Raw genomic sequence first — 14,998 nt, forward strand, 5'->3', positions numbered from 1 at the left:
CGTTCAGCTCAACACCCTGCCGTCGTCGCGATAGTTCGAGATTTCGTCGCGGGCGAGCTCGATCAGACCGATCAGGCTCTTGGCCTTGCGGACGACCTGCTCCTTGGCAGGCGCCGTGCGAAACTCCGAAAGGATCATGCGGATGCACTTGTCGGCGGTATCGAGCGTCCAGAGCGCGCGGGTCATGTCGTCCTGCGTGTGGACCGCCGAGATATCGAGGCTCGATAGGACTTCGCCGATTCCATTCAATCGTTTGACGGCCGATTCCGCAGGCGTGTTGGCCCGATTGGAGCGATAATCGTTGCTACTGAATGCGCTGAACATAGACAGACTTCCCCACTGAACCCAGATGGTTCAGAGCGCCCCTTAGTATGATCCGGACGGCCTCTTGTGCAATGCGCGCAGCTACGGTCCGGGATTCTACCGGACTCGGATTTGAGGAAAGATCCGCGGCAAAATCAGCGCGAAACGCCCGATGATCGGCCGCGTTTCCCCACGATTTTACCATTGGAGTTTCGGCTGGAAACGCGATCAGCTCCCGGGCCGGAACAGAACGGGCCGCTGCCGCTCAAAGGTCTGCCGGCCGCGCTTGAAGCCCATCATGATGTCTGGCAGCTCGGCGACGGCGAAGCGGCTGTCTTGCGTATCAAGCACGATGAGATCGGCGGGATTGCCGACCTTGATGCCGTAATCGTCGAGGTTCATCAGCCGTGCCGGCTGTTCGGTCACGAGATCGAGGCAGGTGTCGAAATCGTTCACGGAGGCGTGCGCGACATTGGCGTAGAAGTTCGCCATCCGCAGCAGCGAGGCGTCGCCGAACGGTGTGAAGGGATTGAGCACGTTGTTGGTCGCGACCGAGCACACGACGCCATCGCCCGCGAGCTTGTGGGCGAGTGTCAGCCCGCGCGGCGCGTTGTGGGCGGCCTCGCGCCCCATCAAATAGAGATCGGTCGCCGGCAGCACGGTGACGGCGACGCCGGCTCTTGTCAGTTGCGCGGTGGCAGCCTTCATTCGCTCCGGCGGCAGGGCCGAGAGCTTTGTCGCATGGCCGATCGTGACCCGCCCGTGATAGTTGCGCCGCTCGGTCTGCCGGCAGACTTCGTCGAGGTGGAACCAGGAGGGATCGAGATCGAAATCCAGGTGAAGATCGACATCGACGTCAAACTTCTGCGCGAGATCGAAGATGCGCTCGAGATGCGCGTCCGGATCGGTGTCGGTATAAGGACAGCCACCGATCACGTCGCCGCCGTCGCGCAAGGACTGGATCAGCAGGTCCTCAGCCCCGGGATCGTTGGTCAGGCCTTCCTGCGGGAAGACGCAGAGCGACAGGTCGATCGCCCAGGCGTAATCGCGCCTCAGCGCCTTCACTGCTTCGAAGCTGCGCAGGCCGATCCGTGGATCGATCTCCACATGCGTGCGCATGCGCGTCGTGCCGCGCACGATCGCGCGCTCGAGCACCTTGGCGCCGCGGGCGTAGACGTCCTCAACGGTGAAGTCGCGCTTCATCGCCGACACCGCCCGGATAGCGTCGCCGAGACTGCCGTGATTATGCCCACAGCGGTCGAGCAGGCAGGCCTTGTCGAGATGGATGTGGGTGTCGACGAAGCCGGGCAGGGTTAGACGCCCGCCGATATCGACCTCGACCGCTTCGCAGGCGAGCTTTGGCTCGATCGCGGCGATCCGGCCGCCTTTCATGCCGATATCGACGGGCGTGGCGGATGATCGCAACAATGCGCTACGGAAGATCAGGTCGAAGGCGGGCTGGGTGATCATGGCTCTTGCGGACGTAATTTAGAGCAATCAGCCGGGATCGGCGGCTCCAGATTGTCGGCAGTGTAGCGAGGCAAATGTTCAAAATATATGCACGGATTTCGCGCGTGTGGCGGTAATATTCCGCGAATCCGCCGGAGAGTCAGCCATGTCCGTTGCCGCAAGAGCCGAAAACGCTCAATTGTCCGACGCTGCGATCGTCGAGGCCTATCTCACGGCTTCGATGATTCCCGATCCGGACGCTGCAGCGGCCTATATGGCGCCGGGCACCGTGATCACCTTCACCGGCGGGCGCACGTTCGATCATCCTCGCGGCCCGACCGCTTTTAACGCCAAGCGCTACCGCTGGGTCAAGAAGAGGATGGACCGGTTCGACGTCTGCCCCGGCGACGGCGAGACCGTAGTTTACAGCGTCGGCACGCTCTACGGCGAATGGATGGATGGCACTCCGTTCGAGGGCAACCGTTACGTCGACCGCTTCGTGGTACGCAATGGCAAGATCACCAAGATGGACGTCTGGAACGACAGTGCCGAGCGCATCCTGGTCCAGCGCGGCATCGACGCGTAAGGGCCATCTCGCCGTTCGGGCGGGGCTGTTTCGGCGGAAGCGCAACGCCACTCTTCATATCAAAGGCTGCGATAGCTGATAGGCGCAAGCACATCTGGCGGCTGGAGCGAGGCCGCGCTATCAAATTCCGCGCTTGCGCCCGGCATGGAGGCGCCAGCCCCCTCGAGGAGCAGCCGATGCGTCTACCTATTGTTATCCTGGCCCTGACATGTCTTGCGAGTGCAGCCTCGGCCGAAGATCTGTCGGGTACCCTCCAGAAGGTCAAAGAGACCAAGAAGATCACGCTCGGCTATCAGGAGGCCTCGGTCCCGTTCAGCTATCTCGACGGCAACCAAAAGCCGGTCGGCTTTGCCATGGACATCTGCCTCAGGATCGTCGAGGCCGTGAAGAAGCAGCTCGGCATGCCCGGCATTACCGTTGACACGCTCGCCGTGACCTCGTCGAACCGCATCCCGCTGATGGTCAACGGCACGCTCGATCTGCACTGCTCGGCCACCACCAACAACGCCGACCGCCAGAAGCAGGTCGCCTTCACCAACACGCATTTCCTCAGCGCGACGCGCTTCGCTGCCAAGAAGGCCGCGAAGATCAACACCATCGACGACCTCAAAGGCAAGGCGGTCACGGCCGTGGCCGGCTCGGTCAACCTGACGCAGCTCGCCAAGGTCAACACCGAGCGCAATCTCGGCATCAACATCATGCCGGCCAAGGACCAGGCCGAGGCCTTCCTGCTGCTGGAGACCGATCGCGCCCAGGCCTACGCCCTCGACGACGTGCAGCTGGCCGTCGCGATCGCGCGCTCCAAGGAGCCGCAACTCTACATGATCAGCGAGGAGGCGTTCTCGAAGCCGGAGCCTTACGGCATCATGCTGCGGCGGGAGGATGCGCCGTTCAAGGCGCTCGCCGATCGCGCCACCGCGGAGCTCTACGCAAGCCCGGAGATCGAGGTGCTCTACAAAAAATGGCTGCAATCGCCGACGCCGCCGAACGGCCTCAACTATAACGTTCCGATGTCGCCGGCCCTGCGCAACGCCTTCAAGAAGCCGAGCTCCAGCGCCGATCCCGACGTTTATGTGGTGAATTGAGGGCTGTGCATTGCGGTGCCCTCTCCCCTTGCGGAAGAGGGCACCGTCGCCCTACGCGTTCGAATATTTCTTCAGCTCGATGCGTGCGATCTGGTTCCGGTGAACCTCATCCGGCCCGTCCGCCAGCCGCAGCAGGCGCGCGGTGGCGTAGGCCTGGGTCAAGCCGAAATCGTTGGAGGTGCCGCCGCCGCCATGGGCCTGGATCGCCCAGTCGATGACCTGGCAGGCCATGTTGGGCACGGCGACCTTGATCATGGCGATCTCGCTCTTCGCCACCTTGTTGCCGACCGTGTCCATGGCATAGGCGGCGTTGAGCGTCAGCAGCCGGGCCTGCTCGATCATGATTCGGGCTTCCGCGATGCGCTCTTGCGTCACCGTCTGCTCGGAGACCGGCTTGCCGAAGGCGACGCGGCTGCGGACGCGGCGGCACATCTTCTCCAGCGTGCGTTCGGCTAATCCAATCAGCCGCATGCAGTGATGGATGCGGCCGGGCCCGAGGCGGCCCTGCGCGATCTCGAAGCCGCGGCCTTCGCCGAGCAGCATGTTCTCCTTCGGCACCCGCACATTGGTGAAGACGACTTCGGAGGCCCGATCGGGCACGCCGTAGAAGCCGAACACGGGCAGGGGGCGCTTCACCTCGATGCCCGGCGTGTCCATCGGCACCAGGATCATCGATTGCTGCTTGTGGCGGTTGGGGTTGTCAGGATCGGTCTTGCCCATGAAGATGCAGATCTTGCAACGCGGGTCGGTCGCGTTTGTCGTGTACCATTTGCGGCCGTTGATGACGTAATGGTCGCCGTCGCGCACGATCGAGCTTTCGATGTTGGTCGCATCGGACGATGCGACCGCAGGCTCCGTCATGGCGAAGCAGGAGCGGATTTCGCCTGATAGCAGCGGCTTCAGCCAGCGCTCCTTGTCCTTCTCGGTGCCATAGCGCTCCAGCACCTCCATGTTGCCGGTGTCGGGTGCCGAGCAGTTGAACACCTCGGGCGCCAGATGCGAACGGCCCATCACCTCGCAGAGCGGGGCGTATTCGAGGTTGGTGAGGCCCGCGCCGTGGCTGCTCTCCGGCAGGAACAGGTTCCAGAGACCTTCCGCGCGCGCCAGCGGCTTCAGCTCTTCGACGACGGGATAGACCTTCCAGGGGCCCAGCTCTTCCGCCTCGCGATAGAACCGCTCCTCGTTCGGATAGATGTGCCGGTCCATGAAGCTTTCGAGCTTGCGCTTGAGCTCGACGACCTTCGGCGACATCGGGTAGATCATCTTTGGCTTCCTCGATCGATGGACGGAATCTTTTTGGGCGCGGCGGCTTACGCGACGCGATACTCTTTGAATTTCTCGCGCAGAGCCGACTTCAGCACCTTGCCGGTCCCCGTCATTGGAAACTCGTCGAGGAATTCGACGGCGTCCGGCAGCCACCAGCTCGCGACCTTCGGGCGCATGTGGTCGAGCAGCGTCTTGCCGTCGACAGTCGAACCCTTCTTGCGGACGACGAGCAGGAGGGGGCGCTCCTGCCATTTCTCATGGTTGATCGCGACCACCGCGGCCTGAAGCACATCGGGATGCGACAGTGCGACGTCCTCGAGCTGGATCGAGGAGATCCATTCGCCGCCGGACTTGATCACGTCCTTGGAGCGGTCGGTCAGCGTGACGTGACCTTGCGGGTCGATCACCGCCATGTCCCCAGTGATCAGCCAGCCGTCGCGGTCGAGACCTTCGTCCAGCTTCATATAGCCGGAGGCGACCCAGGGGCCGCGGGCGCGCAGATGACCGACGGTCTTGCCGTCGCGCGGCAGCTCGTTTCCGGCGTCGTCGACGATGCGCAAGGCGGTGCCGAAACAGGCGCGGCCGGACACCTGACGCCGATCGAACTTCTCCTTCTCTGTGAGGTGCTCCGAGCCGGGCCGCAAGCCCGGCATCGAGCAGCCCAGGGCCTCGGTCATGCCCCAGGCCTGGATGTAGTCGATGCCGTACTCGCGCTTCAGCTTCTCGACCATCGCCCGCGGCGGGGCCGAGCCCGACGACAGCGTTGCGCGCAGTGTCGAGAATTTGTTGCCGGTGCGCCCGAGCCAGTCGAGCAGGATCAGCCAGAAGCTCGGCACGCCGGCCGAGAGCGTCACCTTCTCGCCCTCGAGCAATTCATAGAGCTTGTCGGGCTCGTAGTTGCGGCCGGGCAGCACCAGCTTCGAGCCGGTATAGGGCGCGGTGAACGGCATATTCCAGCCATTGCCGTGGAACAGCGGCGCCATCGGCATCATCACCTCGCGAACGCCTTCGACATGGCCCGGCAGGAAGTCGAAATTGCAGCAAGTCATGGTCTGCAGGATCGCGGCGCGGTGCGAATAGATGACGCCCTTCGGGTTGCCCGTCGTGCCCGAGGTGTAACAGATGGTCGATGCGGATTTTTCGTCGAACTCGGGCCAGGTGAATCCGGCGTCGTTCTCGCGTGCCAGAAGCTCCTCATAGCAATGCACGTTTTCTAGCTTCGTCTCGGGCATCCGCTCGCGCGAGGACATGACGACGTAGGCCTCGATCGTCTTGAGCTGCGGCGCGATCGCTTCGACGATCGGCAGCGTGGCGCGGTCGATGAACAGCAGGCGGTCTTCGGCGTGGTTGATGATGTAAACAAGCTGCTCGGGAAACAGCCGCGGGTTGATGGTGTGCAGCACATAGCCCATGCCGGGCGCCGCGTAGAACATCTCGAAATGACGGTGGGTGTTCCAGGCGAGTGTGCCGACGCGGTCGCCTTGCTTCATACCAAGCCGCTTCAATGCCAGCGCCATGCGCTTGATGCGCGGGTGGGCGTCCGCATAGGTATAGCGATGAATGTCGCCCTCGATCTCGCGTGCGACGATCTCGGCCTCGCCGTGATAATCGGCGGCATACTGGATCAGGCCGCTGATCAGAAGCGGCATGTCCATCATCAATCCCTGCATGGTCTCCTCCGGAAGCCACGTCGTTGCGTGGCGTACGCTTGCGGTTTGTGCTTCAGGTTAGCGGAACGCCGCGCGGCGTTCACGCAAAAAGCGTTGGACGTGATTGCATGCGTCACTTTTTCAGGGCTAACGTGAGTGAGCTGCCGGCGAAGCAGCGTTCTCCGTGGAGGAAATGCATGTCAGCGGAAAGACACAAGACCGGTACAGCCGGCGAACCTACCGTCGATATTGCGGCGCTCCGCGCGCGCTATCGCGACGAGCGCGATCGTCGTTTGCGTGCCGAGGGCAAGGCTCAGTATGTCGAGGTCGCAGGCGATTTCGGTCGCTACCTTGACGACCCCTGGGCCGATCCGGGATTTGCGCGCGCACCTGTCAGTGAAGAGACCGAGGTGCTGGTCGTCGGCGGCGGCTTCGGCGGGCTTCTCTGTGGCGCGCGCTTGCGCGAGGCTGGCATCGATGATTTCCGCATCGTGGAAAAGGCCGCCGATTTCGGCGGCACCTGGTACTGGAATCGTTATCCCGGGGCTGCCTGCGATACCGAGAGCTACATCTATCTGCCGCTGCTGGAAGAGACCGGCTACATGCCGGTGCGCAAATACGCCCGGGCGCCGGAGATCTATGAGCATTCCCGCCGCATCGGCCGTCATTTCGGTCTTTACGAGCGCGCGCTGTTTCAGACCGTCATCTCGCGGATGGTGTGGCAGGAGCGGGAGGCGCGTTGGCTGGTCGAGACCGATCGGGGCGACCAGATCCGCGCACGCTTCGTCATTCTCGCGGGAGGTCCGCTCAGCCGGCCGAAGCTGCCGGGCATTCCCGGCATCGAAACCTTCAGGGGCCACAGCTTTCATACCAGCCGTTGGGACTACGGCTACACCGGCGGCAACGCCGATGGCGGCCTGACCGAACTTGCCGACAAGCGCGTCGGCATCATCGGCACCGGCGCCACCGCCGTGCAATGCGTGCCGCATCTCGGCCGTTCGGCGAAAGAGCTCTATGTCTTCCAGCGCACGCCGTCCGCGATCGGCGTGCGCGACGACCGTCCGACGGATCAGGGCTGGACGCAGGGCCTCAAGCCCGGTTGGCAGCGCGAGCGCATGGACAATTTCACCGCCGTGATATCAGGCGAGCCGTTCGAGCGGGATCTGGTGCAGGATGGCTGGACCGGTCTGCTCGGCGAGATCCTGCTGGCGCCGCGCCGTCAGCCGCAACCGGTGACCTCGATGGAAGAGGCGCTGAAGGTCATCGAGCGGGCCGACTACCGCAAGATGGAGGAGATCCGCGCCCGCGTCGACGCGGTCGTCAAGGACAAGGCGACGGCGGACGCGCTCAAGCCCTGGTACAAGGCGTTCTGCAAGCGGCCGTGTTTCCACGACGAATATCTCGACACCTTCAATCGTCCCAACGTGCATCTTGTCGACACCAGAGGGCAGGGTGTCGAACGCATTACGGAAAACGCCGTGGTAGCTGGCGGCAGGGCCTACGAGCTCGACTGCCTGATCTACGCCAGCGGTTTCGAGGTCGGCACCGATTACGCCCGCCGCATGGGCTTTGAGGTCTATGGCCGCGACGGCATGAGCCTGTCCAAGCGCTGGCAGGGCGGCGTCAAGACCATGCACGGCTTCTACAGCCGCGGCTTCCCGAATTGCTTCCTGATCGTCACGGTGCAGGCCGGCCAGAGCGCCAACTTCCCGCATATCATCGACGAGCAGTCGCGACACATCGCCTATGTCATCGATCAGGCACGCAAGCGCGGCGCCAGAACGCTGGAGCCGACGCTCGCCGCCGAGAATGCCTGGGTCGACGAGGTCGTCAAGGCCGCGATCGGCCGGCAGACCTATCTCGCGGAATGCACGCCCGGCTACTACAATAACGAAGGCGTGTTCGATCCGATCGCGGCGAGAAACAGCCAATATTGGCGCGGGCCGGTGGCGTTCCTGCGGCTGCTCGACAAATGGCGCAAGGAAGGCAATCTGGATGGACTCGAACTGACCTCGGGAGACGGCTCCCCAGCTCCGGCTCGAACGGCATGATTCCTGCCCCAACAGGTGCGACACGGCTCTACGTCATTGTCGGCGATCCCATCGCGCAGGTGCGCTCGCCGGCAGGCGTGAGCGCCGCCTTTGCCGCGCGGGGGCACGATGGCATTCTCATGCCCGTTCAGGTCGCGCCAGCGGACTTGCCCGATTTCCTTTCGGTCGCGGCGCGCCTGAAGAACCTCGACGGCATCGTCGTGACCATCCCTCATAAATTCGCCTGCTACCAGGCCTGCACGAGTGCGACCGATCGCGCTCATTTCCTGGGTGTCGTGAACCTGATGCGGCGGCGCGCCGATGGCTCGTGGCACGGCGACATGGTGGATGGTCTCGGCTTCCTCGGTGCGGCGCGGGCGAAGGGGATCGATCCCAGAGGCATGCGGGCGCTGCTTGTCGGCGCAGGCGGTGCGGGATCGGCGATCGCACTCGAGCTGGTGGAGGCCGGCGTCAGCGAGCTTGCCATTCATGACGGCCTGGCCGGGCGCCGGGACGCGCTGATCGGCCGGCTCAACGCCCTCGGCAAGGCGTCGGTGCGGGCCGGCACCATGGACCCTGCCGGCTTCGATTTTGTCGCCAATGCGACGCCCGCGGGGATGAAAGAAGGCGATCCGCTGCCGGTCGACGTCGCGCGACTCGCGCCGTCGGCCTATTGCGGCTGCGTCATCACCAGGCCCGAGGTCTCGCCATTCATCGCAGCAGCCCGAATGCTCGGCTGTGTCACGGCGACCGGCACGGATATGTACCAGCGGCATCAGAGCATCATGGTGGATTTCCTGCTGGGAACGGATGAGGCGTGACCGCTGGTGTCAAGGGCTTTGACCGGATTGATTGGTGCCGTCGGGACTTGAGCGATGGCAACCGACGTAGGATCATGCGCTCGCGCGAGCCGGTCGCGCAGCAGCAAAAGGAACGCGCAATGATCAAGGGCAGGACAGTCGCAACGGCGGTGATTGGCGCGACCGCGCTGCTACTCTCTCTGTCCATGGCCGAGGCCGCCACTTGCGGCAACGGGCCCGGCGGCTTCGAGGCCTGGAAGCGCGAGTTCAGCTCGGAGGCGCAAGGCAAGGGCATCGGTCAGACCGCGCTCTCGGCCTTGATGCAGGCCAACTACGCCAGTGCCACCATCGCCGCCGACCGCGGCCAGCGCAGCTTTTCGTTGACGCTCGACCAGTTCCTCGCCAAGCGCGGCGCCACCACCATCGTCGCCAAGGGGCGGCAGCTCAAGCAGTCGCAGGCTGCCTTGTTCGCCTCCATCCAGCAGCGCTACGGCGTCCCGCCCGGACCCTTGATCGCGATCTGGGGCATGGAGACCGGCTTTGGCAGCCAACGCGGCAACCAGAACATGCTGTCGTCGATCGCAACCCTGGCCTATGACTGCCGCCGTCCCGAATTCTTCACCGACCAGCTCTATGCCGCCCTGAAGCTGATCGACCGCGGTACGCTGTCGGGGGCGACCCGCGGCTCCATGCACGGGGAGGTCGGCCAGACCCAGTTCATGCCCAAGAACATCCTGGCCTACGGCACCGGCAATCTCGATGTGGCCGCCAATGCGCTGAACTCGACGGCGAATTTCCTTAAGGCCCATGGCTGGCGCGCGGGAGCGGGATACCAGCCGGGCGAGCCGAATTTCGCCGCCATCGAGGCCTGGAATGCGGCCGGCGTCTATCAGAAGGCGATCGCGCTGATGGGCCGGCAGATCGACGAGGGCGGAGGGGCGGCCGCCTTGCGCTGACGAGAGCCCCGTTTCGGCGCTCTCGATTCTTGTTTTGGCGCGTTTTCTTTACGCGAACCGGCGTCCACTTCGCTCGAAAACGCTCTTGTTCAGCAAGGCGTGATGCGCTGGCGCGAGAAAGTTGTTGCTATCGGGAACCGACGGCACGACGTTTGCTTTGATCAGATTCAGGGCTGGGCATGAGGAGACTCAACATGGCAACCCAGATCGTGATGGACCAGACGGGCGATACGCGCCACGAGTTTGATCCTGGCAATGCCGAAGCGCTGGCGCGAGCCGAACGACGCTTTCGGGAGCTGACCGGCGCCGGCTTCACCGCCGCCCTGCGAACCGGGCCTGGCGAAGTCACCCGCATCAGATCGTTCGATCCGACCGCGCAGGAAACGCTGTTCTACCCGCGCCTGGTCGGCGGCTGATCTGAGCTGCTCATGATCGCGGCAGTTTGGCTCCGCGCGCCGGCGCGTGCGCGTCTGCATGCGCTGCGTGAACTCTATCGGCGGTTCTTCGGCGAGAACACGCCGGATGCCCGGGGCCGTCGGCTTCTGGCCGAATGGCTGTCGCCGGCGCAGCGCGCGCAGTTCGAAGAGCACCGGTACTTCGACGTGGTCGGCTGTGACACCGGCAAGACCTACCGTATTCATTACGGCACGGCCGCCAATGTCCACGAGATCGACGAGGCCGGGCATGCGACGATGGGCTGGTGCTTCGTCCCGTCAGGCTTTCTGGTGCCCGGCGATGTGATGCTGGCGCAGAAGATCGCGCTCGAGACGGACGAGAAGGGAGCCTTGGCGCTTGCCAACCGGTTTCCGCCGGCAACGCATTCGGAGCATTTCTACCGGCGGCCGTTCTAGCGCCGGAGAACCGAAGCGGTCAGTAATGCGTGGTGCGGTACGCATCCAGCGCGTGCGCCGCAAAAACGCCGACGCTGCAAAGGGCGAGAAGGGCGGAGATCAGCTCGATCATAGCTCGTCCTCCTGTGGCGGCTGGGCGACGAGGTTTTGACAGCAGGAATATTCGTAGATCAGGTCGAGAAGGAATTGCATGGTGGCCGTCCCTGTACTTGTTTTGACAACCACTTAACCGGCGATCTGTTTCAGGGGTGTTTCGTCGCGTGGGGAATGGGGTTTCGCGCGGAACCCAGGGGGCAGGTTTGTGCGCTGCGGCCGCACCCAATGCCGGGGCCGGATAAGGATCCAGGCACGTCTTGCAGCTGGCGCGGACCCTTGCGGCCCTCCCGCAGAGGTGGTCATCTCGGCCCGGGGAACGCGCTGGAGGCCGACATGAAACGATTCCTTCTCGCCGTCTTGCTGACCGCGGGAGTCCTGGGCGCTGGGCCGGCACTTGCGCAACAATCCAGGGTCGGCGACTGGACCATCGAGAAGCGGACGCAGGACACCCATTGCAATGCGAGCCGGGGTTACAAGGACAAGGATGACGAGAACCGCGACTACGTCATCGTGATCACCTATTCCGAGAAGGCGATCGTGATCGTGATGATCTACGACGGCTGGGAGTGGGAGACGACCGGCGAGATCCTCCGGGTCGATGTCGGCACTGACGATGCAGATATCATGAAGAAAGCGAAGTGGGAGGTCATGGACAAGACCACCGTGCGCGGCATCTTCGAGTACGACCAGTCGATGATGGACCGCCTGTCGAAGGCCAAGCGCCTCACGCTCGACTTCGAGGACGATGATGACGACAGTATCGAGATGCAGATACCGCGCGCAGGCGAAGCGCTAGCCGCATTGAAGTTCTGCGAGGAGAACAGGAAATAGATTGCCGATGCCGGCCGTGAAGCCGACGGGACGGCAGCCCCGAGTCGCAGCGAGCAGGCGCGTGACTCATCGCACACAGTCCGCGCGCTGTTCGCATTTATCCTAGTCTTTGGCGAAACAGTCCAAGCCGCACCCTGCGGTTGACGTTACGCAAGGACGATGTTCGATATTCCAGCATCTGGCTGCCACGTCTTTTCCTCGTCGAACGCGGCAATTGACCGGCCCGTCTTCTCCCCTGGTTCCCGGATCGCGGGCTCTGCGTCTCGCACGGGGCGCGCGCAGATTGTGTTGTCCGCCCGATGACCACCTACCAGGCAAATCGGTTCTCGTCCCTCATCGGCGAGATCTACGATGCGGCGGTCGATCCCGCGCTGCGTAGCGGCGCACTGGAGCAGGTTGCGCATTACGTCGGCGGTTGTGCCGCGATGATCGTGTCCAGGGATTCGGCGCGGCTTTCGATCGAGATTCACCAGCATTTTGGAACCGATGCGCGTTTCCGCCAGCTTTATCGCGACCGCTATGTGGAGCTCGACCTTCTGCTCGATCGCCATCTCTCTCGCGCGTCCGAACAGACGATCGGCGTCACCGACATCATGCCCCATGCGGATTTTCTGGATACGAGCTTCTATCGCGAGTGGGTGGAACCGCAAGGGGCGATCGACCTCGCCACGGTCGCACTCGAGAAGACGGTCGCCCGCACCACGATTCTCCAGGTGTTGCGCCATCGCTCCCGCGGAACCGTCGACGACTCCATGCGTGAACGCATGCGGCTGCTTGCCCCGCACATCCAGCGGTCGCAGTTCATGGGCCGGCACATCCGCGCCCGCTCTCATACGGTGGACGACCTTGCCGACGTGCTCGACGGATTGAACACGGCGATCTGCCTGCTCGACGCGGACGGCCGGGTCGTCCACGCCAACGCGGCATGCCGCCAGTTGTTCGCCGATGCCAACCTGCTTGCGCTGGTTGGCGACAGGATCGTGGCCCGCAACACCCAGACCGACAAAATATTCCGCGGCCTGTGCGAAATCGATGCAGGCACACATTCCGACACTCCTCGTCAGATCGAGCTTGCGACGTCGGCCGATGGGCAGCATTATCTGCTCCATGCCTTTCCGCTGAAGCGGGATGGCAATCTACCGCGCGACGCTGCAGCCACGATGCTCTTCGTTCAAAGAGCTTCCATGCTGCCATTGCTCGCCAGCGACGCGATTGCGGCGGCCTTCAGGCTGACGCGGTCCGAATTGCGCGTGCTGATGGCAATCATAGAGATCGGCGGCGTTCCCGACATCGCTGCAAAGCTTGGCGTCGCGGAGACCACGGTGAAAACGCATCTTGGGCGCCTGTTCGAGAAGACAGGCGCAGGCAGGCAGGCCGATCTGGTGAAGATCGCCGCCGGCTTTGCCGTGCCGTTCGCGCGGCGAACGCAGGGCGGCGACGGGGCCGTATAATTCGTTTTCACATGCGTCGACGTTACGCGCCGCGCTCTCAATCCATTGTGATGAGCCGATCTCGCGGGTCATCCGAACGCAGGACGCGAGTCATTCGAGACTTTCGTATATCGCGCTTCCGAAAAGAAGAGCAGCGTGTGCCGCACGAACATGCCGCGTCGGCATCGAAAGCGCGTGTGAGGGAACGACAGCAAATGGCCGGCCTGCTCGTCGGTTGGAGAGATTGCAGTGAGCAGCATGATTGATTTTTCGGTTCTCAATGTTTCAACGAACGAAATTCCAGAATGCGAGCGCATTTCGATGCTTCGCGATTTCTATTGTCGCGGAGTGTTGAAGGCGGAGGTCGAGGCAAGAGAAGGAAAGCCGGCCGCGGCGAGCTTCACGTCGCACGTCCTGCCGGGAGCCCAGTTGTTGATCGGAGGATTGTGCGGAGCGCGGGTCATCCGCACCAAGCAGCTGGTGGCCGATGGCGACGACAGTCTCGCCTTGATCGTGAACAGGTCCGGCGTTCTCGGGATATCCGAGCGAGGGCACGACCTGAGGCTCCATGCGGGAGAGGCGGTCCTGACAAGCGCGGAGGACGTCACGACGTTCGAACGGTTGTCGCTGGGGGGCTGCTTTTCGCTGCGTGTGCCGAGGCGTGTGTTGGCGCCGATGATCGTGGATGTCGATGATGCCGTGATGCGTGTCATGCCGGGATGGTCCACCGGGCTCAGGCTGCTGGTCGACTATGCGGTGACGCTGGTGCGGGAGAAAGCGTTCGAGACGCCCGAGCTCCGGCAACTCGGGGTCCGGCATCTGCATGATCTTCTGGCAGTCGTCCTCGGCGCGAGCGGCGAGACGCGGGAGCTGGCCGGACGGCGCGGCGTCAAGGCGGCTCGGCTGCAGAAGGCGAAAGTCTCCATTGCCAACAATTGCTGGCGGCAGGATCTGTCGGTAGCCTCAGTCGCCCAGGAGCTCGGCGTGACGCCGCGCTATCTCCAGCGCCTGTTCGAGGCTGACGGCAAGACGTTCTCCTCCTTCCTGATCGAGCAGCGCGTCAAGCGCGCGCATCGCATGCTGCGCGAGCCCGGATATGCCGAGCGGACGGTGAGCTCGATCGCCTACGACGTCGGATTCGGCGATCTCTCGTATTTCAACCGCTGCTTCCGCCGGACCTATAACGCGACGCCGAGCGACGTCAGGAGCGGCGAGATGCCGTAGCCGCGCGCGACTTTCCCAATTTCAATCCGCGTGCGGGGATTCGACCTGATCCCTGATTGCGAACACGCGACCACAGTGCGGCATCGGCAGCCGGAGTATCAAATGCGCCGTTTCTTTTTCGACCTCCTGGTCGGCAATATCGTGAAGATCGATCCCGGCGGCATGATCTTCGAGCAAGCTGGCGCGACGTTCGTCGTTGCCGACGAGATGGCCAGACACCTGTTCATTTGGCGCGACGATCTGCGCGATCGTGACGCCTGGATCCGTGTCAGGGACGCCGGCGGGAATGAGATCTATCGCGCCCCGGTCTGGTCGGAGTGTAGGGAAAAGCAGGGCTGGGACCAGGCATGAGCAACGCGTCGCGTCTTCGCCAAGACCGGCGTTCCCCGGCAGGCCGATCTCGTCAAGCTCACGGCGGGACTTGCCAATCCGTTCGTCAATT

At 63.5% G+C, this 14,998-nt stretch carries 16 protein-coding genes; 11 read left to right on the forward strand and 5 right to left on the reverse strand.

Going from position 1 to position 14,998, the window contains the following annotated elements:
- Positions 1 to 3: 3 nt before the first annotated feature.
- Positions 4 to 324 (reverse strand): hypothetical protein, encoded by a 321-nt coding sequence (locus tag UNPA324_RS14980; protein WP_141935010.1) that lies wholly within the window; start codon positions 322 to 324, stop codon positions 4 to 6.
- Between the two features lie 207 nt (positions 325 to 531).
- Positions 532 to 1,773 carry an amidohydrolase family protein gene (locus UNPA324_RS14985; RefSeq protein ID WP_141935011.1) on the reverse strand — a complete coding sequence of 414 codons (1,242 nt, stop codon included), beginning with the start codon at positions 1,771 to 1,773 and terminating at the stop codon, positions 532 to 534.
- 145 nt (positions 1,774 to 1,918) lie between these two features.
- Between UNPA324_RS14985 and UNPA324_RS14990 the strand changes: the two genes are divergently transcribed.
- Entirely contained in the window at positions 1,919 to 2,338 is a 420-nt protein-coding gene (locus UNPA324_RS14990; RefSeq protein WP_164936627.1) for a nuclear transport factor 2 family protein, read from the forward strand.
- A gap of 176 nt (positions 2,339 to 2,514) precedes the next feature.
- On the forward strand, positions 2,515 to 3,423 hold the full coding sequence (locus tag UNPA324_RS14995) for an amino acid ABC transporter substrate-binding protein (RefSeq protein WP_141935012.1): 909 nt from the start codon (positions 2,515 to 2,517) through the stop codon (positions 3,421 to 3,423).
- A gap of 51 nt (positions 3,424 to 3,474) precedes the next feature.
- On the opposite strand, the gene UNPA324_RS15000 is transcribed toward UNPA324_RS14995, so the two are convergent.
- Both UNPA324_RS15000 and UNPA324_RS15005 read right to left on the reverse strand, forming a co-directional pair.
- Positions 3,475 to 4,686 (reverse strand): acyl-CoA dehydrogenase family protein, encoded by a 1,212-nt coding sequence (locus UNPA324_RS15000; protein WP_141935013.1) that lies wholly within the window; start codon positions 4,684 to 4,686, stop codon positions 3,475 to 3,477.
- 47 nt (positions 4,687 to 4,733) lie between these two features.
- Positions 4,734 to 6,359: a long-chain fatty acid--CoA ligase gene (locus UNPA324_RS15005; protein WP_141935014.1), complete on the reverse strand. Its 1,626-nt coding sequence runs from the start codon at positions 6,357 to 6,359 to the stop codon at positions 4,734 to 4,736.
- A gap of 176 nt (positions 6,360 to 6,535) precedes the next feature.
- On the opposite strand from UNPA324_RS15005, the gene UNPA324_RS15010 reads away from it, so the two are divergent.
- The 6 genes from UNPA324_RS15010 (at position 6,536) to UNPA324_RS15035 (ending at position 11,902) form a co-directional block, all read left to right on the forward strand.
- A complete protein-coding gene (locus tag UNPA324_RS15010) occupies positions 6,536 to 8,389 on the forward strand; it encodes a flavin-containing monooxygenase (RefSeq protein ID WP_141935015.1) in 1,854 nt (617 codons plus the stop codon).
- On the forward strand, positions 8,386 to 9,189 hold the full coding sequence (locus UNPA324_RS15015) for a shikimate dehydrogenase family protein (RefSeq protein WP_128922383.1): 804 nt from the start codon (positions 8,386 to 8,388) through the stop codon (positions 9,187 to 9,189). Before UNPA324_RS15010 ends, UNPA324_RS15015 begins: the two co-directional genes overlap by 4 nt.
- A gap of 119 nt (positions 9,190 to 9,308) precedes the next feature.
- A complete protein-coding gene (locus tag UNPA324_RS15020) occupies positions 9,309 to 10,124 on the forward strand; it encodes a lytic murein transglycosylase (protein ID WP_128922382.1) in 816 nt (271 codons plus the stop codon).
- A 194-nt stretch (positions 10,125 to 10,318) separates the two neighbouring features.
- On the forward strand, positions 10,319 to 10,540 hold the full coding sequence (locus UNPA324_RS15025; protein ID WP_007592399.1) for a hypothetical protein: 222 nt from the start codon (positions 10,319 to 10,321) through the stop codon (positions 10,538 to 10,540).
- Positions 10,541 to 10,552: 12 nt separating this feature from the next.
- Entirely contained in the window at positions 10,553 to 10,975 is a 423-nt protein-coding gene (locus UNPA324_RS15030; RefSeq protein ID WP_128922381.1) for a hypothetical protein, read from the forward strand.
- Between the two features lie 429 nt (positions 10,976 to 11,404).
- The gene (locus tag UNPA324_RS15035) at positions 11,405 to 11,902 is read left to right on the forward strand and encodes a hypothetical protein (RefSeq protein ID WP_141935016.1); all 498 of its coding nucleotides are present in this window, start codon (positions 11,405 to 11,407) and stop codon (positions 11,900 to 11,902) included.
- A gap of 146 nt (positions 11,903 to 12,048) precedes the next feature.
- Here the strand turns inward: UNPA324_RS15035 and UNPA324_RS35725 are convergent, their stop codons facing one another.
- Positions 12,049 to 12,453, reverse strand: a complete 405-nt coding sequence (locus UNPA324_RS35725; protein ID WP_246667170.1) for a hypothetical protein — start codon at positions 12,451 to 12,453, stop codon at positions 12,049 to 12,051.
- On the opposite strand from UNPA324_RS35725, the gene UNPA324_RS15040 reads away from it, so the two are divergent.
- From UNPA324_RS15040 to UNPA324_RS15050, 3 genes are all read left to right on the forward strand, one after another.
- Positions 12,424 to 13,353: a helix-turn-helix transcriptional regulator gene (locus UNPA324_RS15040; RefSeq protein WP_246667171.1), complete on the forward strand. Its 930-nt coding sequence runs from the start codon at positions 12,424 to 12,426 to the stop codon at positions 13,351 to 13,353. The genes UNPA324_RS35725 and UNPA324_RS15040 overlap by 30 nt on opposite strands.
- 237 nt (positions 13,354 to 13,590) lie before the next feature.
- Positions 13,591 to 14,556 (forward strand): helix-turn-helix transcriptional regulator, encoded by a 966-nt coding sequence (locus UNPA324_RS15045; protein WP_181769663.1) that lies wholly within the window; start codon positions 13,591 to 13,593, stop codon positions 14,554 to 14,556.
- A 102-nt stretch (positions 14,557 to 14,658) separates the two neighbouring features.
- Positions 14,659 to 14,907: a DUF6894 family protein gene (locus tag UNPA324_RS15050; protein ID WP_128922377.1), complete on the forward strand. Its 249-nt coding sequence runs from the start codon at positions 14,659 to 14,661 to the stop codon at positions 14,905 to 14,907.
- Positions 14,908 to 14,998: the final 91 nt, after the last annotated feature.

The sequence above is a fragment of the Bradyrhizobium sp. UNPA324 genome (assembly GCF_006658635.1).
Taxonomy (GTDB): Bacteria; Pseudomonadota; Alphaproteobacteria; order Rhizobiales; family Xanthobacteraceae; genus Bradyrhizobium; species Bradyrhizobium nanningense.